Here is a 21,990-nt window from a genome sequence, read left to right on the forward strand (position 1 = left end):
GCGCTTTAATATTTAAAACAGAAATACCCGGAAAGACCGGGTATTTCTGTTTTAATTGCGCATTCAACGCTGCTTCCTACTCATTTTTCCATCCAATATTGATTTATGATGTTACCTTATCGCGTAAGCTTTTAATTTCATTGTGCGATTCAGATTGTTTGCTCAATTGTTCTAATAATTTATTACATGCGCCCAATGATAAATCGTTGACATCCTCTACAAGTATTTTTTTATACATCTCTTTAAACGCATCTTCTCCCTTTTCGCAACTTTCAAGCAAACTGTGTCTATCGTTTCCGACAATATTTCCTTTAATACTCATCCACATTCTAAACAGCTTTCCACTTAACATCGTCTCATCTGTAGGTTGTTCTCCTTCTCGTATCACGTAAGGTGTCAGTTCTTCAATAAAGCGTTCAGATTGTAAGATGTTATTTGCAAAAATATGGCGCAGCGTATCAAGTTCTAAACCATGAGCAAGATCTAAAGCTCTTTTATAGCCCGCTATGCGATCATTATTAATCTTTATCAAGTCGTTGATGATATCCGGGTTGTTCAAGGTATTTTCCATAATAATTAATTTTAGTTCAGTTAACAGTTATAGAAAAAGAACAGGTCGTTGGAGCGATAGTTCATTACAGCATTGATTTAGGGTATTAACACAGGAGTTGCGTATTAATCACCTCTGTCTAGGACGACCTTAATCAAATAAAATGGTCATAAAGTTTACTCAACATAGAGACTAATTTGAGTAAATAAAAAAGGTCACATCATCTTATGCTGTGACCCGAATTTAATTTTTATGACTAAGTCAATTAAATATTAGCTTTAACCGAACTTGATATGATCATTAATTCGCCTCCAATAAATGCGATATAAAATTATTTATTTCTATCGATGGAGGTACTGCAACTTATTCATAGATAAAAATAGCAACAGTTGCTATTCATTTCGTGATCGTTTCCAGTATTTGTAAATATCCATCCAGAGCGTACTGAGCACTGCTACCAAAAAACAAATTAACACTTGCGTAAATCCCAGATCCGTCATGCTAAAGAAATCGGAAACAGGTTTAACATACAGCATCATCAACATAAACAGTAAAGTAATACCGGTCATGTAATAGATAAGACGATTCTTATACGTGATGGTCTCGTATATATAGTAGTAAAACGAACGGTTCATAAAACTGAGTAGGATATTTGCAAAGATCAATGTTGTAAAGACCATACTCCTAACTGTCTTCTCATCTCCTCCCAGTCCCACGGTATATTGATAGATAAAAAGAACACCCGAAGTAATCACCAGCCCCTGGACCACACTGATCATCAATTCTTTCCAATTTAAAAAAGTCTCCGATATAGGACGTGGTTTACGTTGCATGGCATTTTTTTCCATGGGTTCATTTTCATAAACAATAGAACAGGTAGGACCCATTACCAGTTCCAAGAATATGACATGTATGGGAGTGAAAATCTGCGGATATACCCATCCCAGAAAGAGCGGTAGTGATACCGTCAGAATAATGGGAATATGAATAGAAATAATGTATTGGATCGCTTTCTTAATATTGGCATAGATGCGTCTACCCGCTGCAGTTGCCAGCACCAATTTAGAAAAATCATCTTCGATAAGAATGACTGCAGCGGCTGCCTTCGCTATTTCAGTTCCTTTGTGCCCCATGGCCACGCCGATATGTGCCGCTTTTAATGCTGGAGCATCATTTACCCCATCGCCTAACATGGCTACCACTTCACCTTGGCGCTTGAGCGATTTCACCACGGCCAGCTTTGCTTCCGGATACATGCGGGCGAAGAGGGTAATTTCTTGTACCTTTTTGTCCAGTTGCTCCTCAGAAAGCATAGTCAATTCCTTACCTTCGATATGAGCAGATGCATTTTTTATACCCGCCTGTGCTGCGATAGAACCGGCTGTATTGGAGTTATCCCCGGTAATCATTTTAACTTTGATCCCGGCTTCATAGATTTGCTGAAACACCCTTTCTATCCCTTTCTTCGGTGGATCATAAAAAACAACAAAGCCGACAAAATCAAACGGAAAATCCTGCTGTTTTTCGGGAAACTCATCGCTTCCATAAGTGGCAGTTGCAACTCCCAGTACACGATAACCTTCTTGACCAAATTGATCAACCAATACCCGCAATGATTCTTTTTTTTCATCCGCAAGCTGGCTCACTTCGAGAATAGCTTCAGGGGCGCCTTTTGCGGCAATAATACGCTCACCCTTATTATTTCTAAATAGATGCGTCATCATCGGCGGTTTTCCTTCCAAAGGATACTCATGAAATAATTCAAACTGTGCACGCCGGTCATTTTTTTCAGTCTGTTCGTAAAGGCGGTGGAGTTCTTTCTCCATTGGATCGAAAGGCACCGGTTCGCTGGCCCACATAGCCGTCTGTATCACACTTGCCACTTCGGGCATATGGTAATCCTGCTCATTAGCGGTACACTGACCAGCCTCACTGTAAACAGCAACCAGATGCATGGTATTTTCCGTTATCGTACCCGTTTTATCCGTGCAGATGACTGTGGTGCTCCCCAAAGTTTCAACGATGCTCGATTTCTTAATAATAACACCGTCCCGCATAAGCCTCCAGGCACCCAGAGCCATAAAAGTCGTAAAAGCCACAGGAATCTCTTCGGGAAGAATCGACATGGCCAAAGTAAGGCCGTTTAAAAGACTGTCAACAAAACTTTTGGTCTGAAAATAATTGGCCAGGCATACCAGTAAGAGAACCAGTAGTCCAACAAGTGCCATCTTTTTCACAAAGCGCTCAATCTGTACCTGTAAAGGTGATTTTTCCTCTGTAATAGAAGCAATCGAGTGACCTATCTTTCCCAACTTCGTCTGTTCGCCTATCTCCTGTACTTCAAAAACAGCCAGCCCCGACACCGTGATTGTTCCGCTATACACCTTATTGTCTGTACTATCAGCATCCTTGAATACCGAAAGGCTTTCACCGGTAAGAGAAGATTCATTTACGGAAAAATCATTACTGTGCACAATACGGCCATCGGCATTGATGATCTGGCCTTCTTCAGTAACACAAAGGTCGCCGACAGCTATTTCATGAGTTTTGATCGCCATGATCTGACCATCCCGAATCACTTTGCTTAAAGGCTCATTTAACTTTTCAAGAGCCTGCATCGCATTGCGGCTTCGGGAGTCCTGATAAAAAGAAATGCCGGATACAAAAATTACCGCAGCAAACATAAAATAAGCTTCGGCATAGTTCCCGACAACTAAATAAATGACAGAAATCATGATCAATAGGATCAACATCGGTTCTTTAACGATGTTGATCAGTAAGCGCCATGTACCGTTATTGCTTTTAGTTTTTAAATCATTATAGCCGTACTTTTCAACAGACTGCTTCACTTGATTTTCAGTAAGCCCTTTCAGATCTTTAGGAATAGGATAACCCATAGCGGTATCAATTAGATATTCAGAAAATTAGCACATTTATTTCAAACAAAACATAATTAAAAAATAATAGTTTTTAGAAGAATAATTTCATTTCCTTTTTATACCTTCATTACCAATATAGATCCATTATTAATGACAGTACAATGCGTAGATTCTTTTCATACCTGATGTTGTTTTACTTCCTTGTATTTTTTCTACAGGAAAGCCAAGCACAGCAGATAAGCTCCACTTATTCTGATAGCACTATCACTAAAAGATCTTTTATTGAGCGAATTCCCTATAAAGAACTCATTGTACCAGTAGGCCTGATGAGTTATGGGCTCATTGCTTTAGAAAGCCATTTTTTGATCGGCCAGAATAAAGATCTCCGAGATGAGCTGAGAGAAAATATTGATCGCAAATTTTCTGTCGATGATTTTAGTCAGTATGCAGGCACAGCAAGTATCTTTGCTCTCGATGCTTTTGGTATCAGAGCTAAACATAATCTCAAACAGCGTCTTTTCGCTGCTGCAGTTTCCAATGCCATTATGACGGCAACGGTCATGTCCATTAAAAATACGGGTAACGTATGGCGACCGGATAGCTCCGCCAACAATTCTTTTCCTTCAGGACATACCGCTACAGCATTTGTGGGAGCAGAACTGCTCTGGCAGGAATACAAGGATCGATCTATTTGGTATGGTGTGGCAGGGTATGCCGTCGCTGCAGGAACAGGATTCTTTCGCATGTACAATAATAAACACTGGCTCTCTGATGTCGCTATGGGAGCCGGAATAGGTATCCTAAGTACTAAAATTGCCTACTGGATGCTTCCTTTAATTGACCAAAACAAACAGAGTCAAAGTGTTACTTATATGTTTATTCCAGGTTACAATGGCAAACAGCTAACCATAGCAGGAAATATTCGCTTTTAAGTATTTCCTGACTCCAAACCAACGTCACCCTACGTGTTCTAGACTTTCTTAACTAACTAAACATATCCTTTTAAATCTTTTAACGAACTATTCTAAATGAAGCCATTTGGTTAAAACGGAACGTAATGCCTGTTCAATTATTGGCTTAACGACAAAATCATCCATTCCTGCCGCTAGACATTTCTCTCTTTCCCCTAGTACGTTTCCTGCTGTTAGAGCAATAATAGGTGTTCTCTGCCCAACTTCTTCCTTACGTATGACTTCAGTGACTTCATAGCCATTCATAATAGGCATCTGAATATCCATCAGAACCAGATCCGGATGCATTTTCTTAAAAATATCAATTCCCTTTAGTACATCTTTAGCTTCCAGAATTTCGATTCCCGGCATGATGTTTCGGATCAAAATGGTCGCTAAACGTATGTTAAATTCATTATCTTCAAACACAAGAATTTTAAGGCCTTCTCCATTTCGTCGATCTCCGTGCACAGGAACACTGTCTCTTTGAGTCTCCTGTACTTCTATTTTTAAAAGAACGGCATACAGATCATCAAGTTTTACCGGATGTTCAAGCCAATGCCGGATACCTAAAGATGCACATATGTTATTTATATTTCCCTCGTTAGCATCAAATATCGGTATGATCGCGTGATCGTTATCGATACTAAATAATTTTTCCTTGATCTTTTTAATGGTTTCAATACCGCTCATTATAGGGAGGTCATTGTCAATAATAATAACATCGTACTGATTTCCCTTCATTAACAGCTGCAATACTTCAAATCCATTAGCCACTTCGGAAACTTTAATTTGCTGCACTTTTAACATCTGGGCTAAAAGCGTCCTGTTAGCGGGATCATTGATCACGATCAATACCTCTCGAATGTTTTGCAGATTTAGCCATTCACGTACTTCACCATCATCATAGCGCGCGTTGAGATCAAAATAGAAACAGCTCCCAACCAGATATGTACTTTCAAGCTTTAGCCCACTGCCCATCATCTTCAATAGCTTATTGGAAATAGTTAGTCCCAGGCCCGTACCACCATATCGTTTTGTCGTCGATGCATCCTCTTGAGAAAAAGCATCAAATATTTTCTCCTGTTTTTCTGCTTTTATACCAATGCCCGTATCCCGCACACTGAAGCGCAAGCTGGTCAGATCATCTTGCTTAGATAAGAAATCAACACGTAGTTCAATTTCACCTTTCTCCGTAAATTTCTTAGCATTGCTCAGTAGGTTCATCAATACCTGCTTAACACGAAGAGAATCGACCCAGATAAATTGCGGTACTTCCTTCGAAATATTTAAATGAAATTCAACGTTTTTACCCTGTCCCTGAATATTCAAAAAAGTAGTTACTTGGGTGAGCAATTCGTAAAGATCACATTTATCAATATCCAGCTCCAGCTTCCCGGCTTCAATTTTTGAAAAATCGAGAATATCATTAATGATACTCAACAGTAAAGTAGCGGACTGATCTACAATTGACAGGTATTCACGCTGAGTGTCGTCGAGCGTGGTTCTGGTCATCAAGTCTGTAAAACCGATAATTCCATTTAGAGGTGTCCGGATCTCATGGCTCATATTCGCTAGAAATTCAGATTTTGCAATACTGCCCTGTTCAGCAAGAACTTTTGCTTTTTCCAATTCTTCACGTTGATGTATAATCTTGCTGATATCGGTAGCAATACCAAGATATCCGATAATATTTTCTTCTATGTCCCGAATAGCTGTTACCGCAAGCGAAACATATAATAACTGTCCGTCTTTTCTTACGTAGGTCCACTCTCTTTGCTCGGCCCCATAAAGCTCGGGCTTTTCAACAAAAACGCGAAATCCTGATACTTGATGCCCCAATTCAATAGTAAGTTCTGCTTCCCGTGCCAAGACCTCTTCTTTAAGATGGAAAACAGAAGGCGTTAATTTACCGATGATCTCCTCACTAGTGTAACCAAGAAGATTTTCTGCACCTTTATTAAACAGGCTGATCAATCCCTGGTTATCGGTCGCAATAATACCTACAGCAGATGTCGCTTGCAGAACATCCTCCAGTAACTTTTTAGATTTTAAAGATTCAGCTTCAATACGCTTTCGTTTATCAATATCTTGAAAAGTACCATATAAACGAATACATTTACCATTTTCAAACTCCGCATTACCCAATGCCCTTACCCACAGTTCTTCACCTGTAAATGTAACGATCTCCATCTCCAGATCCCATGGGATCCCCTTAGTAATAGCCTCATCAATAGCTTGATTTATTTTTGTTCGACTCTCCCCCTCTTTATAAAAATCCAAACCTTGAGCGATATCAGGTATATATGTAGGTGGAACACCGTGAATTTCTTTTGTTACATCAGACCAGGTCAGATGTTTTTCAAGCAGATTATACTCCCATCCACCTATTCGCGCTACCCTTCCGGTCCGCGTTAACATCGCCTGAGTATCTCTTAAATCTTTCTCAAGAAAATGCTGTTCTGTGATATCAACAGCATTACCGATGACGTACGGTTTTTTATCACCATTCGCTTGGAGTATGTTATTGAATAACCAGATACGCAAATCACCCGTCTTGGTCACAGTGCGCATCTCCCCTTTTGCAGTACCGGTTTTAACAAGTTGGTTGAGGTATGCGTCTAAATTTTTATGCCCTTTGGTCGGAATAATATCATAAAGAGACAGATTTTCAATTTCAGCTCTCGTATAACCTAAGATAGCTGCGCTCGCATCATTAACTTTAAGCAGATTTCCTTCCAGGTCGTGCGTACACATTAGACTTTGGGAATTGTCAAAAAATGCTTTTAACTCCCGTTCGCTTTCTTTATATCTTTCTTTTTCTTTTCTATTGATTATCAGGGATACGACCTCATCACGAAGCAACGAAAGCACCTGTTTTTGGTCTGAACTTAAGTCTTTAGGTATGGTATCAATCACACAAAGCGTTCCAAGCGCAAAACCATCCGGATCAACTAAAGGAAAGCCCAAATAGTACCTGATGTAGGGATCTGAGGTGACAAGCTCATTATTTTTGAATCGTTCATCTTGTTGCGCATCTGGAACCTCCATAAAATTACGATCTTTAATGGCATACTGGCAGAATGCCAAGCTTCGGGAAGTTTGTGCGACATCTAGGCCAACGCGGGATTTAAACCATTGCCTGTCCTCATCAATTAAGGAAATCAGTGATATAGGTACACCGCACACCAGCGAAGCGATCTTGGTAATACGGTCAAAATCTTCTTCTGGCTGTGTATCTAATATTTCGTAATTATAGAGTGCATCTAACCGCTCCGACTCATTTGTTTTTACTGGTCCCTTATTCATGACTTAAATATCAGGTATTATCAATAATTTTAAGGCTTCAGGTTTTTATAATTGCATGCTAAACAAAAACTGTTTCCGTAACATGGCTGTTGTTTTCTTCCATTGAATTAGCAGTCACCACAATTTTGGGGAAATACTATTTAAATGGTTTTTAAATATAATTAATATTGCAGAATTTATAATCAAAAATTAAGTTAAAAATAACCTACGATTACCTAATAGATATCATTAATATACATGTATTTATCGATAACACCAATTATTTAAGGAATTAACTTTAAGGTTATCAGGCTTACTGCTCACTCTTATTTACTTTAATATACAAACATACGGTCTGAATGTTTCTCTCCTATAGCGGTATTTTAATAAAAATCAATGATCATCTTCACGCGTATGATCGATACTAATGCTTTAGGTTAATAAGTTATTTGCATTATCCCTTTCTAATTTGATCCCATGTTATTAATTGGATCTTATTTTCCTCGATCTTTAATCGACATGCTTCACTTGTAAAGTAATCGAAATCGATCTGTCGCCACTGTGAGCCAAAATTAGGATGATTGATCGTAATACCCTTCATTTCATTATCCTCAAAAGCAGGATGGATTAATAGCACATTGAAGCCTGGTACGACATTATCTAAAGCACTTTCATAATAGCTCTTCAGTTTATTTTGTTCAAAAGCAGTATAGTTTCCAATATGAAGAGCATCTGCGAGTAATACATCCTCATAATTATATTCTTCCTCTGTTAAGCAGACAGACGCGGTAAATTCCTTATTTAAGAAAACCGGGAGGTTATATTGTTTTCCTAAATTGATATAAATCTCCAAAAATTGCGCAGATACACCGACACTGCACATATGCGAGTCAATATGCGTTGGCTTCAACCCAAATCGCAGAGCTTTCTCGATTTGTGCACGAAGTTCTTTCTCAACTTCTTCCGGTTTAGCCTTATTGAATAGACTGCTTCTGTTTTTGTAGAAATAGCCATTTTCATCTACCAATGAAGGTACCTCATCGCTGGGTAAAACAGGTCCAAATCTATAATTTTCCCACTCACAAGTAAGTGTTAGATGGATTCCATTATCATATTGTGGGTTTTCTTTTGCGAAATTGGCCATTTCATAAAACCATGGACAGGGTACCATGATACTATACGAATTCACGATTCCATATTGAAGTGCCTGAATTGTTGCTCTGTTTTCGGAATGGCTTAGACCTGCATCATCAGCATGGATCATTAATAATTTACTGTCCTCAGGATATCCCAGTTTTTGTGCTAAATTCATGTTCCGCAATTCTATGTTTAACAATATTTATTCATGAAGCTTTTGCTCATCATCAGTTTCTACTATTCCGGATTAGCCTATACAGATATGGAGATAAACAATATATTGCCCTACATAGAACATTGAAATGTAAAAACTTCATTTATGAGCAATGTAAGAAAAAAATCTATGGAGATCAATTCTTTTACGAGTTCAGCTACTTGCTCTTTCGTTTTAATCGACCTAAAAGGTCTACTTTTTAAGTAACTCACCACTGTTTCCACGACAGCCATAAGCACCATTTAAAGGACATCACTTCCTTATCCCATCTTGTGGTAATGAAGTCGTTTTAAAACTGAGAGTATTCCACATGTATCACCATAAAGAATCTGCTGATATTATTTAATAATACATTTCAATAAACACGAGGATTTATGGTGTTTGGCTCACCTTTAGATTCCTGAAAAATCCTTCAGTGCCTATATCGACAAAAAGCCCTAAAGATCCGGATTGATCAGCACCCATTTTTAGATCGTTAACAATCAGGTATGGTTGCTTTGAGTCATTGATAAATAATTTTGCTTGATCACCATTTACCTCAATCTTTAATTTTATCCATTCATCAAGGGCTATGGGAGCATAAGACTCATATTGCCCGGGAGCGGATGCTCTGGAATGTGGAAACTTAAAATTAGGATATGAAAAATACTGAATGGTACGGTTTCTTCTCAACTGGTCGTTTACCGTACTGTTGGTAGGCCTTACATAAATACTTTCAAATTTTGAATCATCCTCATTTATACGAAAGGCGAGACCAATGAAACCTCTGGCATGTGCCGGTGCATCTGGGAGTAAACGCGATAAGACCTCCACCTCTATTATTCCATTCTTAAAATTGAAATCATTGATCTTAACATAAGTCGCTTCGTCATCTTCCTTAACTGTGGGAGATTTTACTACACGAACAGCCTTTTTACCTTTAATATGCGTAATCGACATAGACGTCTGTACAGCGGTTAAGCGATCTTCCTCTAGTTTAATCTGCTGCGCTGTTGCTTGATTAACCAAGAATGCTGTTAATATTAATGCAACTACCAATTTCACACGTCCTATCATAGGGTTATTGATCCGCTGTGTTTTATTTATTATCATATTAAAAACGTTTTTTCTTTACTCCAATATTAAAACACAAAATTAGATAGTTCTTACGAATGCTACCCATAAACTAGTTTAAGAAATAACCTTAAACTAGTTTAATAAGTTTTGTGAAATCTTCGTATAATTACAGGAGCAAGAAGCGTAAATATTTGAATTATCTAGTCACTTTTTCACCTCTCAAGCAAGCTCTTTCTATCGCTTCCGACAATATTTCCTTTCACACTCTAAAATATTCTAAAAAGCTTACAACTTACCATTATTTGTTCTGTAGTTTGCTCGCCTTCTCCTAGCACACCGGGTGTCAATTCTTCAATAAACCGTTCAGATTGCAAGATGTTATTTGCAAACATATAACTCAGGTTATCAACACCTAAACCATGTGAAAGATCTAAAATAGTTTTATAGCGCGCTATGTGATCACTGTACTACACCAATCACTACATGCTATTATTTGACATCCTTCCTTTTAAGTTTTGACAATTTAAACGGTTCTCCGGGAGCTAAAACAAATACCCGATCCGGATTGACAATCCGTTTTTTCAATTCTTCGGGATCTCCGTTGAAAGGCGTAAAATCAGGTGCATCTACCGATCCCCAATGGTTGAGCAATAAAGGAGTAGTAGGGTAAGCTTCTGCAATTTTAAGTGCGCCATCCATTGTAAAATGCCACTCGCTATCCGAAAAATCAAACAAAATAGCATCTGGAGTAGGATATTCTAAATGTTCAGGTAATAGTCTAGAATCGCCAGGCGCCCATACTGTACCATCAGGTGTTTCTATCCAAAAACCACAGGCATCTTCATTTTTAAACCATCTGGTACTCATCCCAGGGGTTTCATTTTGATACGCATGGTCAGCAGCAGTTAGTCTTATTTTTATAGATCCAACAGTGAAGCTGTCTCCGATGTTATGACCCTTAGTAGGATACGCTTCATTTTGCATCAGTGAATCCACGTAGATGGTAGAATGAAAAATTTGAGTAACATCTTTCAACTTACTAATGGTAGGAAGGCTAAAATGATCTCCATCTGCATGCGTTATAAGTACCGCATCTAAAGAAGGTACATCTTTTGCTTTTATAGGGAAATCAATCAACACTGGCATATCAAACCCTTCTAAAACAGGATCGATCATCAATGTCGTACCTCTGCTGTTGATAAAAAATCCAGCCATTCCTAACCATCGCAAGGTAGTTTTGTTGGTCTTATTAAATGCCTCTGCCCCAAAAAACTGTGTAGTTGGTGCTTTTGCTTGCTCTTTTTTTACCTTTGTACTACCGGTGACATCTTGTGCCTTTACTGCTAAAGAAGCTGACAGTAAAAAAAGAATAATTAAACTTAAACGGCTTGTCTTCATTATCGTATATTTTGGTGATTTCAATAATAGCTATAGAATAAGCTTATATCCTATTTCAATTTTTCAAAGATTTTCAGCATCGCATCCTGATCCACATCTGCCATATCTACCAGCTTCAACGCTTTTACCATTGGCAATGTGCTTGTTTTGTAATGCTCAAAATGAGCTGTCTTCAGATGTGACTGATATGCCTCTCTATCTGCATAGATTTCAATAATGCGTACCTGAGTCTGATCTTCCTGCTGATACATGGGGAAAATAGCAATAACACCGGGTTCAATTGCAACAGAAGCGGCCGCCTCTTCTTTTAATATAGCTTTGTACTTTTCCAAAAATTCAGGGTATATCTCGATTTCAGAGATACGGACTAGCATATCTGGTTTTATTACAGGAACCAAAGGGATCTCAATTAATTTTCTTACGGTATTTGCTTGCGTGGTGCTGACGTTTATTTCGATCAGTAATGCAAGCTGTTCCAATTGCTGATTACTGATACCCGTATTTTTCCCCATGTTAATATGAGCCTGTAGCTGGCCTTCAACTCCGGACATCGATGCTAGAGCAGCAATCGTTACTAGCTCCCTTTGCTGATAAGTCAATACATCACTTGCGAAAATATCGGCGAACAGATGTTCTTTCAAAAAAGCATCGACACGAGGGGCAAATTCCCCGAACCCTGGTGCAGGTTTTACCTGAGGTGTTTTAGTCAATTCTTCCAGCACTTTCCGTCCCTGTTCATATCTATCTTTTGCTCTATTGTCGAGCACAATTGTTTTACCTGCTCTATCTTCAATTCCTTGCGCTTTTCTTTCGTCAACAACAGCCATAAACGCCTGAATAGCATTTAGACTCCTAGGAAAACCAGCGTAAGCATAAAGCTGTACTAATGCCTCATTGATTTCATTTAGGGTAAGACCAGTCTCTAATCCCTTGTTGAGTTCTATTTTCAGTCGCTCCACATTTCCTGTTGCCGTTAAAGCAGCAATATTTACTAGTCCTTGTTGATGGCTCGATAACGCCTTGTTGGCAGGTGAGCTTTGTTGTGCATATGACATAGATATCGTTGTTAAGAGTACAGAAACCAGTACCGATTTTAGCAGTTTGTTTTTGTCCATTATTTTAATTTTTATAAGCTGTATGATCATTATTCTTATCTTTTGTTTATAATGTCGGTAGATACGCTACACCAGTAAAATTCGCTGACCAACTTCATATACTACACAAAGTTCCCTATTATATGTTTGGTTAGTTTATATAAAACACGGTTTTATTTACCAGTTTTACCTATTCCGACGATCAGATGTTAATCCTACCTATTGATTTATTAGATTTGTTTACATTAATCTTTAAAATTATGGATGAGATACTAAGAATCGATACCGTAAGGCAATATAACGATGCTATGGGAGTTGATACCCTTCATCCTTTGGTCAGTGTGGTTAATTTTGACGAGATGCCGACATATCAATATTTCAAGAGATATATGGGCGTTTATGCCATTTTTTTAAAATACATCAAATGTGGTGATATGAAATATGGCAATCAGCCATATGATTATGAGGACGGCACATTAGTTTTTATATCCCCCGGTCAGGTTTACGGCATAGACAGTAATGGCGAAATCATTAAGCCACAGGGTAAAGCATTGGTCTTCCACCCCGACTTAATTACAAACACTGATCTAGGCAGGAAGATTAAAAATTATACTTTTTTTTCTTATGAAGTGAATGAAGCGCTCCATCTTTCAAAAAAGGAAAGGGCAGTCGTTAATGATTGTTTTGATAAAATATCCGATGAAATTGATTTGAATATAGACATACATAGCAAAACGCTCATTGTCTCCAATATCGAGCTATTTCTTAACTACTGTATGCGTTTTTACGATCGGCAGTTTATAACACGAACCAACGTAAATAAGGATCTGCTCACCAGATTTGAAAATTTACTGAATGCATATTATGACTCCGAAAAACCGCAAACATTGGGCATTCCAACCGTAAGTTACTGCGCAGATCAATTACATCTATCACCCAACTATTTCGGAGATATGATTAAAAAAGAAACTGGAAGAACAGCGTTAGATCATATCCAGTCCAAACTGATTAGCGAGGCAAAAATTTTGCTGTTTCACAAGAACAAACAGATCAGTGAAGTATCCAACCTATTAGGATTCAATTATCAGCAACATTTCACCCGTCTTTTCAAACAGAAAACTGGTGTAACACCCCATGAATTTAGGAATTCGAACTGAATATATTATTTAAATCTATTTGAAAAAGGAGACTCTCTATAGAATCCCCTTTTTCTAAATGATCATTTTTTCCTGAACCTCCCGAGTAATCTGCTTGTCACATAACTCACAATCGTCCCCACAACAGCCATGAGCGCTGTTTGCATGACATCACTCAAAGAAAAGCTGACCCAGATCGAACAGAGTGTCCCGCCTAAAGTACCGATGCGGATATCATTCCATTTCATCCCGTACCTCCTTTTCTTGATTAAGCAACTCCGGATCTGGACTTGATTCTTCCTCTCCTTTTTTGTCTTTATCCTCTAGCACAGTTTCCACCACACCAAGACCCAAAGCGATATATTTAATAATATTTAGTGCCTTTCCCGGCAATTTAATCGGCGCCAGCAATACAACCTGTAGTGCTCTGCTTAATCTTTGAATTATCTTTTTCATTTATTTTATTGTTAAAAGGTTAGAAAGTGAGTGAGTTAGAAGGTTAGAAACGCACTCGTCACAATGTCACTGGTCACTATGTTACTCCGTCACTGTGTCACTGTGTCACTATTTAATCACCAAATACACCTCTTCCCCTTTATCCCACATTTCATAGACTAAAGCCTTTAATTTCGCCAATGCTTTTCCGCTGAAATCACCTTTACCTTCACCAGTTAAAGTTGTGACTGGAGCGATACACCCTAAAAGCTCCTTTAGCGCATCATTTGCAGCATGGATCAGGATCGCTTCGCGTCCCAGTACATGCGGAATACCGATCTGTTCCCCATGTCTTGGGTAACGGCGTTTCTCCAGTTTGTACTGACCTATAGGAATACAGCTGATCCGGGGGATATTATTACGGTCTGGCAGTTCAATGGTATGGCAGATGTGCTCCCCTTTATAGGTAATAGTTCCATTTGTTCCCTTAGCTCCATAAATCCGTTGGAGCAGCAGGATATGTTTTATTTTCATCTTGTTGAATAACCTAAATATTGAGAACGGGAATATTTGCTTCCCGAACGGTCGCTGGCCATGAGGTACAGGTGTAGACCGTCGTCCTGAAAACCTTTTGGTAACTGAACGATTATCTTTCCTTCCTGTCGGTGCCAGATCTGCTGATTCACAAAAGCATAACCCTTGTCGAGCTGATAAGCACAAAGCGTAAGACAATCATCTCCAGCACTAAAATCTGAAGGAAACCAGTTGTGCAGCACTTCTATACGATCAGTAGAACGTACGATCTGCTCTACCCGAATAGGTGCCAGAGCCCCCTCGCTTAACATGACCTCTGACGGATCAACCTGAGGCTTACCATCCGTTATTTTTATTGCGGAATGCAGCACATGCCCGAGCGCCAAAGCTGACGCGACAGATTTCTTACGTCTAGCCTTTTCGGCAAAACCCTTTTTGATCACCCCTTTCAACGGAGTCAAAAAAGCAACAGCCATTTTAAATGCAGTCCTTACGCTCTCCTGCGCAGGACTAACGATCCTTTTTGCCATATTTTAAAATACCTTAGAAAAAGGGTCAGACCGGATAGGCCTGACCCGTGGTTTTTAATTAGTTAAGTAATACCTCTCCCAGGTATACACTTTTTGATACTCTAGTTTTAGATCTATTGGTTAAAAACATCCAGGTGTGCACGATACCTATCTGAAGATGTTCTGAAATAATAAAGCTGATCTCCCCACTAGCCCGTGTACTCGGAGCCGGTGAAGACATGAACTCATCTTTTTCCGGATGATAAGCCAGCACGAAGACCATATCATCACCAAAAGTCTCAAAAGTATCGTTGGCAGTCGGATCCCAGGTGAAAGTAAGCTCACCTGCGGCGTGCGCTACAGACACTGTGCCGCCGCCATATAATCCGCCATCGGATATGCTGATCTTGGAGTAATCCAAGGAATAGGCCGGATACGTACCCGTAATGGCCTGCTTCAGATTAAACTGAAAAGCCGCATTGATCGGAGTTAAACGTTCTGTATTTTTACGTCCAAAACCGATTTTCAAAAACATATTGATGGGAAGTAGAAACCGCATCAATGTTCTGAATTTTTCCTGTTGCATCATCTGCAATTCCGAAGCGGGCTTTGATCTCTTTTTATAAAGTCCCTTGATGTAGTTGATACTTTTCCAACTACTTCCTATTACTGAGCCGGCTTTACCTTTAAAACCTCCATTTGCTCCATTTACGATTGTTCCCATATTTTTTTAAATTAAAATCAATCCTGTTTTATACCGGTACTTTTGATTGACATAACAAACATAAAACACTAAAAAACAATTACAAATAGAAGCAAACCGAAAGACCCATACGTGACCGATAAGCATCGGATTTTTGATCGATACCTTGCCGATGTGAACAAAAAGTATTACTAAAACCACGGCAAAATTCACTTAAAAAATGAGACATCAACAGGTAATTAATTCCTAACCAATTCCACCATTTTATCGGCTCGGCCTCGGGTGCGCTTCGAGATTTCATGCATGGCCGCCGATGAAATCCCGAAGCCAGGTCGAAGAAAACTGAAGTAAAAGCAGAAGTTGGTTATAAGAAAACAAGAATTATGTCACGCTGAAAGATGAGTACAATTTTCAAAAAATTCGTCCCTCAAAAAAGAGAGACGAATTACAAAATGTAGTTAAGTAGAGGAAAAGATCGGGAGATCTTTTGGAACTACCCTCGGTAGCTATTCCGCAGACGCTCCACATCCACATCACGGTAATAGCGTTTGTTTCGGGTGCGTTTGGCAACGCAGATATACCCGTCCCGTTGCAGACGATAGAGCGTTTCTGTTGAAATACCCACGTGAGATTTAACATAGTCCGCATCCCGCAACGGCGTATTGTCCTCCTCCATCTGCTCCCGGAGATCAAGATAGCTAGCCAACTTACGTTTGGTAGCCATAAGCTCCAACAAGATTAATTTTTGGGCATAGGAATACCCCGGGCTTATGAGAAAGCCCCTTAAATAGCGATTTTTACGCATAGTTATATAATTAGATTTATAAAAGAATAGACCGTTTATTCCAATTTATCATAGCCGCTGATATTGATTTTGCGACTTTTGCTGATCGGCAGTTCGGTTTCCGGCCCCTCAGAAAGAATCAGTGTACTTTTTTTCACTTTAACTGCGAATCTAAAATTGACAATAAATCCACGGTGGATCCGTACAAAATACGACTTGGGCATGATTTTTTCGATTCTGCCAATGGTAATACGCGCTGTGATCGTTTCGTCCCGGGTCACGATATCGACGTAATTATCAGCACTGGTAATATAGATGATGTTTTTAAAATGAACAATCTTCGAATATCCATTTTTCACTTCAAACAGGTAATATTCCAGCTCGTACTGCGTATAGATATTGACCGAAACATTCATCACCTTTAAACAGCGCAGAAAGGAATTGGTGACATCAGCATATTTGGCCGGCTTCAGCAGATAATCGACAGCAGCCAATTTAAATCCATCCAACGCAAATTCCGTATGAACACTCACCAAAACAAGTGCAGGCCGCTCCTTTTCAGGCAATAAGGTATACAGCTCCAAAGCTGAAATATTCGGCATTTCGATATCCAGAAATAAAATATCCGGTTTATTTTTAAGCAGGTACTTTGCGCCCTGTACACCATCATAAAATACCTCAATGTGACCTACATCATCAATTTCCTTTAGATGTCTCACTAGGCTGTCGGCATCCGCTTTATTGTCATCAATGACTACAATTGTATATTTAGGCATATGTTATTTCAAAAATGATAATTTGACAATAAAATAGGTATTGTTCTCGATGGTATAATCCAGCGTTATGAGATCGTTTTTACACGATTCGTAGAGCCTATTCACCAATCTCAGGCCATTGCCAGTCCCTCTTTTTATACTAGTTGTGTGAATCGTATTCCGTATTTCCAATACAAGTTTATCCGATTGATTGATCCAAGTGAGTGTAATCGGATTATCTTTGCCATCCATACTATAGGCGACTGCATTTTCAATCCATGTCAACAGAGACAACGATGGAACAGACCGGTTCCAGAACTGTTGCGATACATGTTCTTCACCATGAATTTCAAAATGGCGGTCATCACATAAAGCCATCATACGTTTTACAAAATACCACTCCTCCTCCAGTGCTACTCTTACATTTTGCGCTACCAGCTTGTTACTTATCGTTTGAAAGAAATCGAGAACCTCCACATCTACCTTCTTTTTTCCTTTAGCAGTCAGTTGGTAGATTCGTCGTAAAAAATGACCTGACAGCAAACTGCTATCCGCCCGGTCCCTCATCATAAGTTCGAGCCGCGTACTTTTAATTTTCGTTTTTAACCACTTAAATAAGAAGTAGTCTACACCGATCAACAGCAAAATAATTAGCAAGCCCTGACCGATTTTCTGCAGTAATACCCAGTGGTGATGATCCTCCCAGGAAGAATAAAAAACTACACCTATCGCAGGTAATAGGTTATAAAAATAAGATTTGACAACCCAAAAACTTCCCAATACTAATAGCGAGCAAAGAACCAACCAAGCAAGTTGTCTTAAACGAAAGCTCACACTTAAATGAAACAGCGCATAGCATATACAGAAATACAGGAGGTATGGTGCCACAAAAAGCGGAAAAACATACATTGGTTGACCTGTGAATGTACCGATATTGCGTATGTATATCACCATAAAAAAAATGGACATAAACAGCAAACAGCGATAATATAAATTATAAAGATATGTTGTGTTTTTAATACGTGTATACATTACGGGAAAAGGTTTATGATTAACCTAAATTACAAAATATTATTTATTCTTACAAACCACCTCAAAAAACCCTCTAGTAGCTATATCAAATAGGTATGCTTTATGACCCAAAGTAAAAGGCATTAACCAACTACCAGTGCTATTGATACTAGCAGATCGATTTTGCTTTTTGACCACTGTATACCGATGCAACAGTGTCCAATTTTCCCAAGCGGTCCAGTCACCAGCAATCATTGCTTGAAAAGTTTGCTGCAATACCTCAAACGCTTTTAATAAGGCATCCTGTCGATTTTTATCCCTGGTGCTAAGCACTATTTGAGGTATCCGCATTTGCCATGATTGTTGGTCACCTTGTTTTCTCACTTCCATATGCGTGACAGATACCGAGATGCCCAGACGTTGGGCTAACTTCAGCATATTAGTCCGCCAATAGAAATAATGTGCACCAAAGGCGATCCTCAGTTTTCCCTCCCGATCCTTGTCAGCATTATTTGCCAGGGACTCATGCGCATCTAAAAATACCACAACCATCCGCTTGGCCTTTACAGCTTGACAAAGCTTGCGGAGTACCATTGGATTTTGGGCATCTAGGCATTCAAAATAATCTTTAGAAAGCCCCATAATATTCAACTCTCGGCAGTAGTCAGTTTCTTCACGCAGCAGCACATCTGCCGATACTAAAAGTGTCACTTTGTAACCCATAGCCAGTAGGTATCGTGGCACTAAGCGATACGGACCATAGTGAAAGGTGAGCATGATCCCTGCTTCTAGATCTACGCGCGGAACTCTGTCCACCATTTCCTTTAATCGAGCGAGATCCATTTCAGCATACAGCTTTTGGAACGCTTGTTTGTGATAAAGCCATTCGTTATAACCCTGTTGCAAATCCATTGCAGATCTGTCCGGGAAGAAGCTATGTACATTGCCCAGCCACAGCAGACGTTTCAAATTATTTTTTTCTTGTTCCTTCATATCTTCAGATTAAAAACCGATCCACCTGCAGCGGCAGATGGATCGATCATTACAAGTTCAATTCTTTAAATTGATACCGGCCAGCATTTATCATCATCGATATCCCCTAGTATAGGTTCTCTATCCAGCAGGTCGAAGAAGGTGTAACCTTCCAATAAAATTTCATCACTAGTTTGCATGTCATTTTTCATAATTTTTAAATTTTGCAGTAAACATTAATTCATCAGCTGATATCCAAAAATGCAGAAGATTTTGTCGAATACGGATTTGAGGGAAACATAGTTGATTGGCCACTGTGAATGGTTGCGGTCACTGTAAAGCATACTTTAAGTAACCATTCATACCTCGTTTTTAACCATTCACCCCTCATATAGGCTAGTTTTCCCTGAATGGCCCTTTATTACAAAGCATTTTATATCTTACAGGTCTTTTTTAGCCAGAAACCATTCATAAAATCAAGCCATGAGGAAAAGTAAAGAAGAGATTTTAGCCAGTTTTTTAAAGGACATCCATTCAGAGTATGTATCTGCTATGCCTGAATTAACGGACGCATTTGAGGAGATCCGTTTTGTTAAGGGCGAGCACCTGACCAACAATTGGGGGGAGCTTTACCTGATTGCCGAAGGTATATTTGGAAAGTATGAAAAGACCTGTCCGGTACGGTATGCCATTAGCGGCGAATCGCTGATGATACCCTACCACAGGCATGACTATCAGTTTATCGCGCTGAGTAACTGCTGGACTTTCATGACTACACGACAACAGTTGTATACGATCAATTCGAAAAACCCAAAGCTTTTCCCGATCTACGCCAGCCTGATGGACAAACAGCAACAGTACCTCAATTATCGGGCAAAACTGCTTTCATTCCCCAATCCCGATAAGTATGATTTTGTATTTGACAAATATCCGGATATACGCCAGTATATCAAACATAAAGAATTAGCCCAGTTTATGGGGATCAGTGAAGAGTTGCTTCGTCGACTTATACGCGAAAGAGAGTAAATTTTTAGTCCATTATTAGTTTTTGAGACCTAAACATTAAAGGTCACAACAGTTTATCTACCTGTTATGACCCGACGGTGTTCAGTACCCCATGCTGCCAAATTATCAATAATAGTTCTTAGCGTATTGCCATAGTCGGTAAGCTGATATACAACTGTGACAGGATGTGTATCTACAACCGTACGACTCACCAATTTGTTCATTTCCAGCTCCTTGAGCTCCTTACTGAGCATCTTGTTAGAAATACCACTGACATCGTTCAAAATATCAGAAAATCTTCTCTTGTTATAATAACAAATAGCAGACATTATAGATATTTTCCATTTTCCATTTAAAACATCCATTGCATCATGTACAGCCCTAACCTGATTTTTATTAATCTCTTCCGTGCATTTATATTCTTCCATAAGTTACCTAGTTACTCAAATGTTACTGTTACTTTTGGTTACAAAGTTACTAAAATAAATAAAAACACGATACATTTGTTGCAGTAAATAAAACAACATAGAAATGAATTTTAAAGATAAAAACGTCGTCATTACAGGTGGAACCACAGGAATTGGTTTCGCTACTGCTGCAGCCTTTATCGATGCTGGAGCAAATGTATGGATAACAGGAAGAAAAGAAGAGAATCTACAGGCTGCTGCCCGTCAGATCGATAACCCGAGATTAACAACCGTCCTATCAGACACATCAAATTTTGAGGGAATTGCTACTCTGCAAAACCTCATCATAGAAAATAATATTAAAATTGACGTCCTGTTTCTGAATGCAGGTATTGCAACATTTGCACCAATCGAGCAGGTCACTGAAGCTGACTTTGATGCTCAATTCAATACCAATGTAAAAGGACATTTCTTCACATTGCAAAAACTGATTCCCCACCTTCAAACAGGATCATCCGTTATCTTCACCTCTTCTACCGTTGCAACAGCGTCTAATTTAGGAGCTTCTGTATACTCTGCAACAAAAGGTGCATTGAATAAAATAGCGCAGATCGCTGCCAATGAGCTTGCATCCAAAAATATCCGCGTCAATGTGGTCAGTCCGGGACCTATTGAAACCCCTGGGCTGCAAAGTGTAGTACCTCAAGAAGCGATAGATCATCTGGCTGCTGCCACTTCACTTCAACGTATCGGGAAACCAGAAGAAATCGCCAACACAGTGCTTTTCCTAGCTTCCGATAAAGCAAGCTTTATCAACGGAACCGAATTTTTAGTAGATGGTGGTTATATTACCTATGCCATGAAATAAAAATGAGATTGAAAATTTCACAACAAAGCCGCTGTATGTAAAATTACAGCGGCTTTGTTGTGTATAGTCCTAAAAAATATAATCCTGTACCCAACATGTCAGAACGCATTTAAAGCTTTCAAATGCAATAAATATAGAAAAAACCCCATTTATTGGGATTTAACATCCCACATTTTGGGCTACAATTCCCAAAACATAGTGTCTCATTTCCCAAAAAATAACAGAAAATGCTGCTCAAATTTGTAATAGCAGATCGGATGAAAACATTTATGTCCGTCAAACTTAATCGTATCAGTACCATTTTT

Annotated in this window: 21 protein-coding genes; 4 read left to right on the top strand and 17 right to left on the bottom strand. The window is 39.1% G+C overall.

The window, feature by feature from the left end:
- Window positions 1-103: 103 nt before the first annotated feature.
- Together ACFS6I_RS09755 and ACFS6I_RS09760 are read right to left on the bottom strand one after the other, a co-directional pair.
- Window positions 104-571, bottom strand: a complete 468-nt coding sequence (locus ACFS6I_RS09755; protein ID WP_380920021.1) for a ferritin-like domain-containing protein — start codon at window positions 569-571, stop codon at window positions 104-106.
- 371 nt (window positions 572-942) lie between these two features.
- Window positions 943-3,447: a cation-translocating P-type ATPase gene (locus tag ACFS6I_RS09760; protein ID WP_380920023.1), complete on the bottom strand. Its 2,505-nt coding sequence runs from the start codon at window positions 3,445-3,447 to the stop codon at window positions 943-945.
- Window positions 3,448-3,590: 143 nt separating this feature from the next.
- Here ACFS6I_RS09760 and ACFS6I_RS09765 point away from each other — a divergent pair, with 143 nt between their 5' ends.
- On the top strand, window positions 3,591-4,361 hold the full coding sequence (locus tag ACFS6I_RS09765; protein WP_380920025.1) for a phosphatase PAP2 family protein: 771 nt from the start codon (window positions 3,591-3,593) through the stop codon (window positions 4,359-4,361).
- 87 nt (window positions 4,362-4,448) lie between these two features.
- Here the strand turns inward: ACFS6I_RS09765 and ACFS6I_RS09770 are convergent, their stop codons facing one another.
- The 5 genes from ACFS6I_RS09770 to ACFS6I_RS09790 all read right to left on the bottom strand — a co-directional run bounded on the left by ACFS6I_RS09770 (window position 4,449) and on the right by ACFS6I_RS09790 (window position 12,587).
- Window positions 4,449-7,688, bottom strand: a complete 3,240-nt coding sequence (locus ACFS6I_RS09770) for a PAS domain S-box protein (RefSeq protein ID WP_380920027.1) — start codon at window positions 7,686-7,688, stop codon at window positions 4,449-4,451.
- Window positions 7,689-8,121: 433 nt separating this feature from the next.
- On the bottom strand, window positions 8,122-8,979 hold the full coding sequence (locus tag ACFS6I_RS09775; protein WP_380920029.1) for a polysaccharide deacetylase family protein: 858 nt from the start codon (window positions 8,977-8,979) through the stop codon (window positions 8,122-8,124).
- Window positions 8,980-9,390: 411 nt separating this feature from the next.
- Complete coding sequence (locus ACFS6I_RS09780; protein WP_380920031.1) at window positions 9,391-10,110, bottom strand: hypothetical protein; 720 nt, start codon at window positions 10,108-10,110, stop codon at window positions 9,391-9,393.
- A gap of 453 nt (window positions 10,111-10,563) precedes the next feature.
- Window positions 10,564-11,472, bottom strand: a complete 909-nt coding sequence (locus tag ACFS6I_RS09785; RefSeq protein ID WP_380920033.1) for an MBL fold metallo-hydrolase — start codon at window positions 11,470-11,472, stop codon at window positions 10,564-10,566.
- Window positions 11,473-11,522: 50 nt separating this feature from the next.
- Window positions 11,523-12,587, bottom strand: coding sequence for a carboxymuconolactone decarboxylase family protein (locus ACFS6I_RS09790; protein ID WP_380920035.1), 1,065 nt, complete (start codon window positions 12,585-12,587; stop codon window positions 11,523-11,525).
- 239 nt (window positions 12,588-12,826) lie between these two features.
- Here ACFS6I_RS09790 and ACFS6I_RS09795 point away from each other — a divergent pair, with 239 nt between their 5' ends.
- The gene (locus ACFS6I_RS09795; protein WP_380920037.1) at window positions 12,827-13,723 is read left to right on the top strand and encodes a helix-turn-helix domain-containing protein; all 897 of its coding nucleotides are present in this window, start codon (window positions 12,827-12,829) and stop codon (window positions 13,721-13,723) included.
- A 213-nt stretch (window positions 13,724-13,936) separates the two neighbouring features.
- Here ACFS6I_RS09795 and ACFS6I_RS09800 read toward each other — a convergent pair whose 3' ends face one another.
- The 9 genes from ACFS6I_RS09800 to ACFS6I_RS09840 all read right to left on the bottom strand — a co-directional run bounded on the left by ACFS6I_RS09800 (window position 13,937) and on the right by ACFS6I_RS09840 (window position 19,426).
- Window positions 13,937-14,158: a hypothetical protein gene (locus ACFS6I_RS09800; protein ID WP_380920039.1), complete on the bottom strand. Its 222-nt coding sequence runs from the start codon at window positions 14,156-14,158 to the stop codon at window positions 13,937-13,939.
- Window positions 14,159-14,266: 108 nt separating this feature from the next.
- Complete coding sequence (locus ACFS6I_RS09805; protein WP_380920041.1) at window positions 14,267-14,671, bottom strand: DUF5675 family protein; 405 nt, start codon at window positions 14,669-14,671, stop codon at window positions 14,267-14,269.
- Window positions 14,668-15,201: a DUF6266 family protein gene (locus ACFS6I_RS09810; RefSeq protein ID WP_380920043.1), complete on the bottom strand. Its 534-nt coding sequence runs from the start codon at window positions 15,199-15,201 to the stop codon at window positions 14,668-14,670. Before ACFS6I_RS09810 ends, ACFS6I_RS09805 begins: the two co-directional genes overlap by 4 nt.
- A 58-nt stretch (window positions 15,202-15,259) precedes the next feature.
- A complete protein-coding gene (locus ACFS6I_RS09815; RefSeq protein WP_380920045.1) occupies window positions 15,260-15,904 on the bottom strand; it encodes a DUF6266 family protein in 645 nt (214 codons plus the stop codon).
- Window positions 15,905-15,983: 79 nt separating this feature from the next.
- Window positions 15,984-16,184 carry a hypothetical protein gene (locus ACFS6I_RS09820; protein ID WP_380920047.1) on the bottom strand — a complete coding sequence of 67 codons (201 nt, stop codon included), beginning with the start codon at window positions 16,182-16,184 and terminating at the stop codon, window positions 15,984-15,986.
- Between the two features lie 192 nt (window positions 16,185-16,376).
- On the bottom strand, window positions 16,377-16,688 hold the full coding sequence (locus tag ACFS6I_RS09825) for a MerR family transcriptional regulator (protein ID WP_380920049.1): 312 nt from the start codon (window positions 16,686-16,688) through the stop codon (window positions 16,377-16,379).
- A gap of 35 nt (window positions 16,689-16,723) precedes the next feature.
- Window positions 16,724-17,443, bottom strand: a complete 720-nt coding sequence (locus tag ACFS6I_RS09830) for a LytR/AlgR family response regulator transcription factor (protein WP_380920051.1) — start codon at window positions 17,441-17,443, stop codon at window positions 16,724-16,726.
- A gap of 3 nt (window positions 17,444-17,446) precedes the next feature.
- Window positions 17,447-18,376, bottom strand: a complete 930-nt coding sequence (locus tag ACFS6I_RS09835) for a hypothetical protein (protein WP_380920053.1) — start codon at window positions 18,374-18,376, stop codon at window positions 17,447-17,449.
- A 117-nt stretch (window positions 18,377-18,493) separates the two neighbouring features.
- A complete protein-coding gene (locus ACFS6I_RS09840) occupies window positions 18,494-19,426 on the bottom strand; it encodes a hypothetical protein (RefSeq protein WP_380920055.1) in 933 nt (310 codons plus the stop codon).
- A gap of 462 nt (window positions 19,427-19,888) precedes the next feature.
- Between ACFS6I_RS09840 and ACFS6I_RS09845 the strand changes: the two genes are divergently transcribed.
- Window positions 19,889-20,431: a hypothetical protein gene (locus ACFS6I_RS09845; protein ID WP_380920057.1), complete on the top strand. Its 543-nt coding sequence runs from the start codon at window positions 19,889-19,891 to the stop codon at window positions 20,429-20,431.
- 53 nt (window positions 20,432-20,484) lie between these two features.
- Here the strand turns inward: ACFS6I_RS09845 and ACFS6I_RS09850 are convergent, their stop codons facing one another.
- Complete coding sequence (locus ACFS6I_RS09850; RefSeq protein ID WP_380920058.1) at window positions 20,485-20,838, bottom strand: winged helix-turn-helix transcriptional regulator; 354 nt, start codon at window positions 20,836-20,838, stop codon at window positions 20,485-20,487.
- A gap of 103 nt (window positions 20,839-20,941) precedes the next feature.
- Here ACFS6I_RS09850 and ACFS6I_RS09855 point away from each other — a divergent pair, with 103 nt between their 5' ends.
- A complete protein-coding gene (locus ACFS6I_RS09855; protein WP_380920060.1) occupies window positions 20,942-21,685 on the top strand; it encodes an SDR family NAD(P)-dependent oxidoreductase in 744 nt (247 codons plus the stop codon).
- The last annotated feature ends 305 nt before the right edge of the window (window positions 21,686-21,990 follow it).

The sequence above is a fragment of the Sphingobacterium anhuiense genome (assembly GCF_042686355.1).
Taxonomy (GTDB): Bacteria; Bacteroidota; Bacteroidia; order Sphingobacteriales; family Sphingobacteriaceae; genus Sphingobacterium; species Sphingobacterium anhuiense.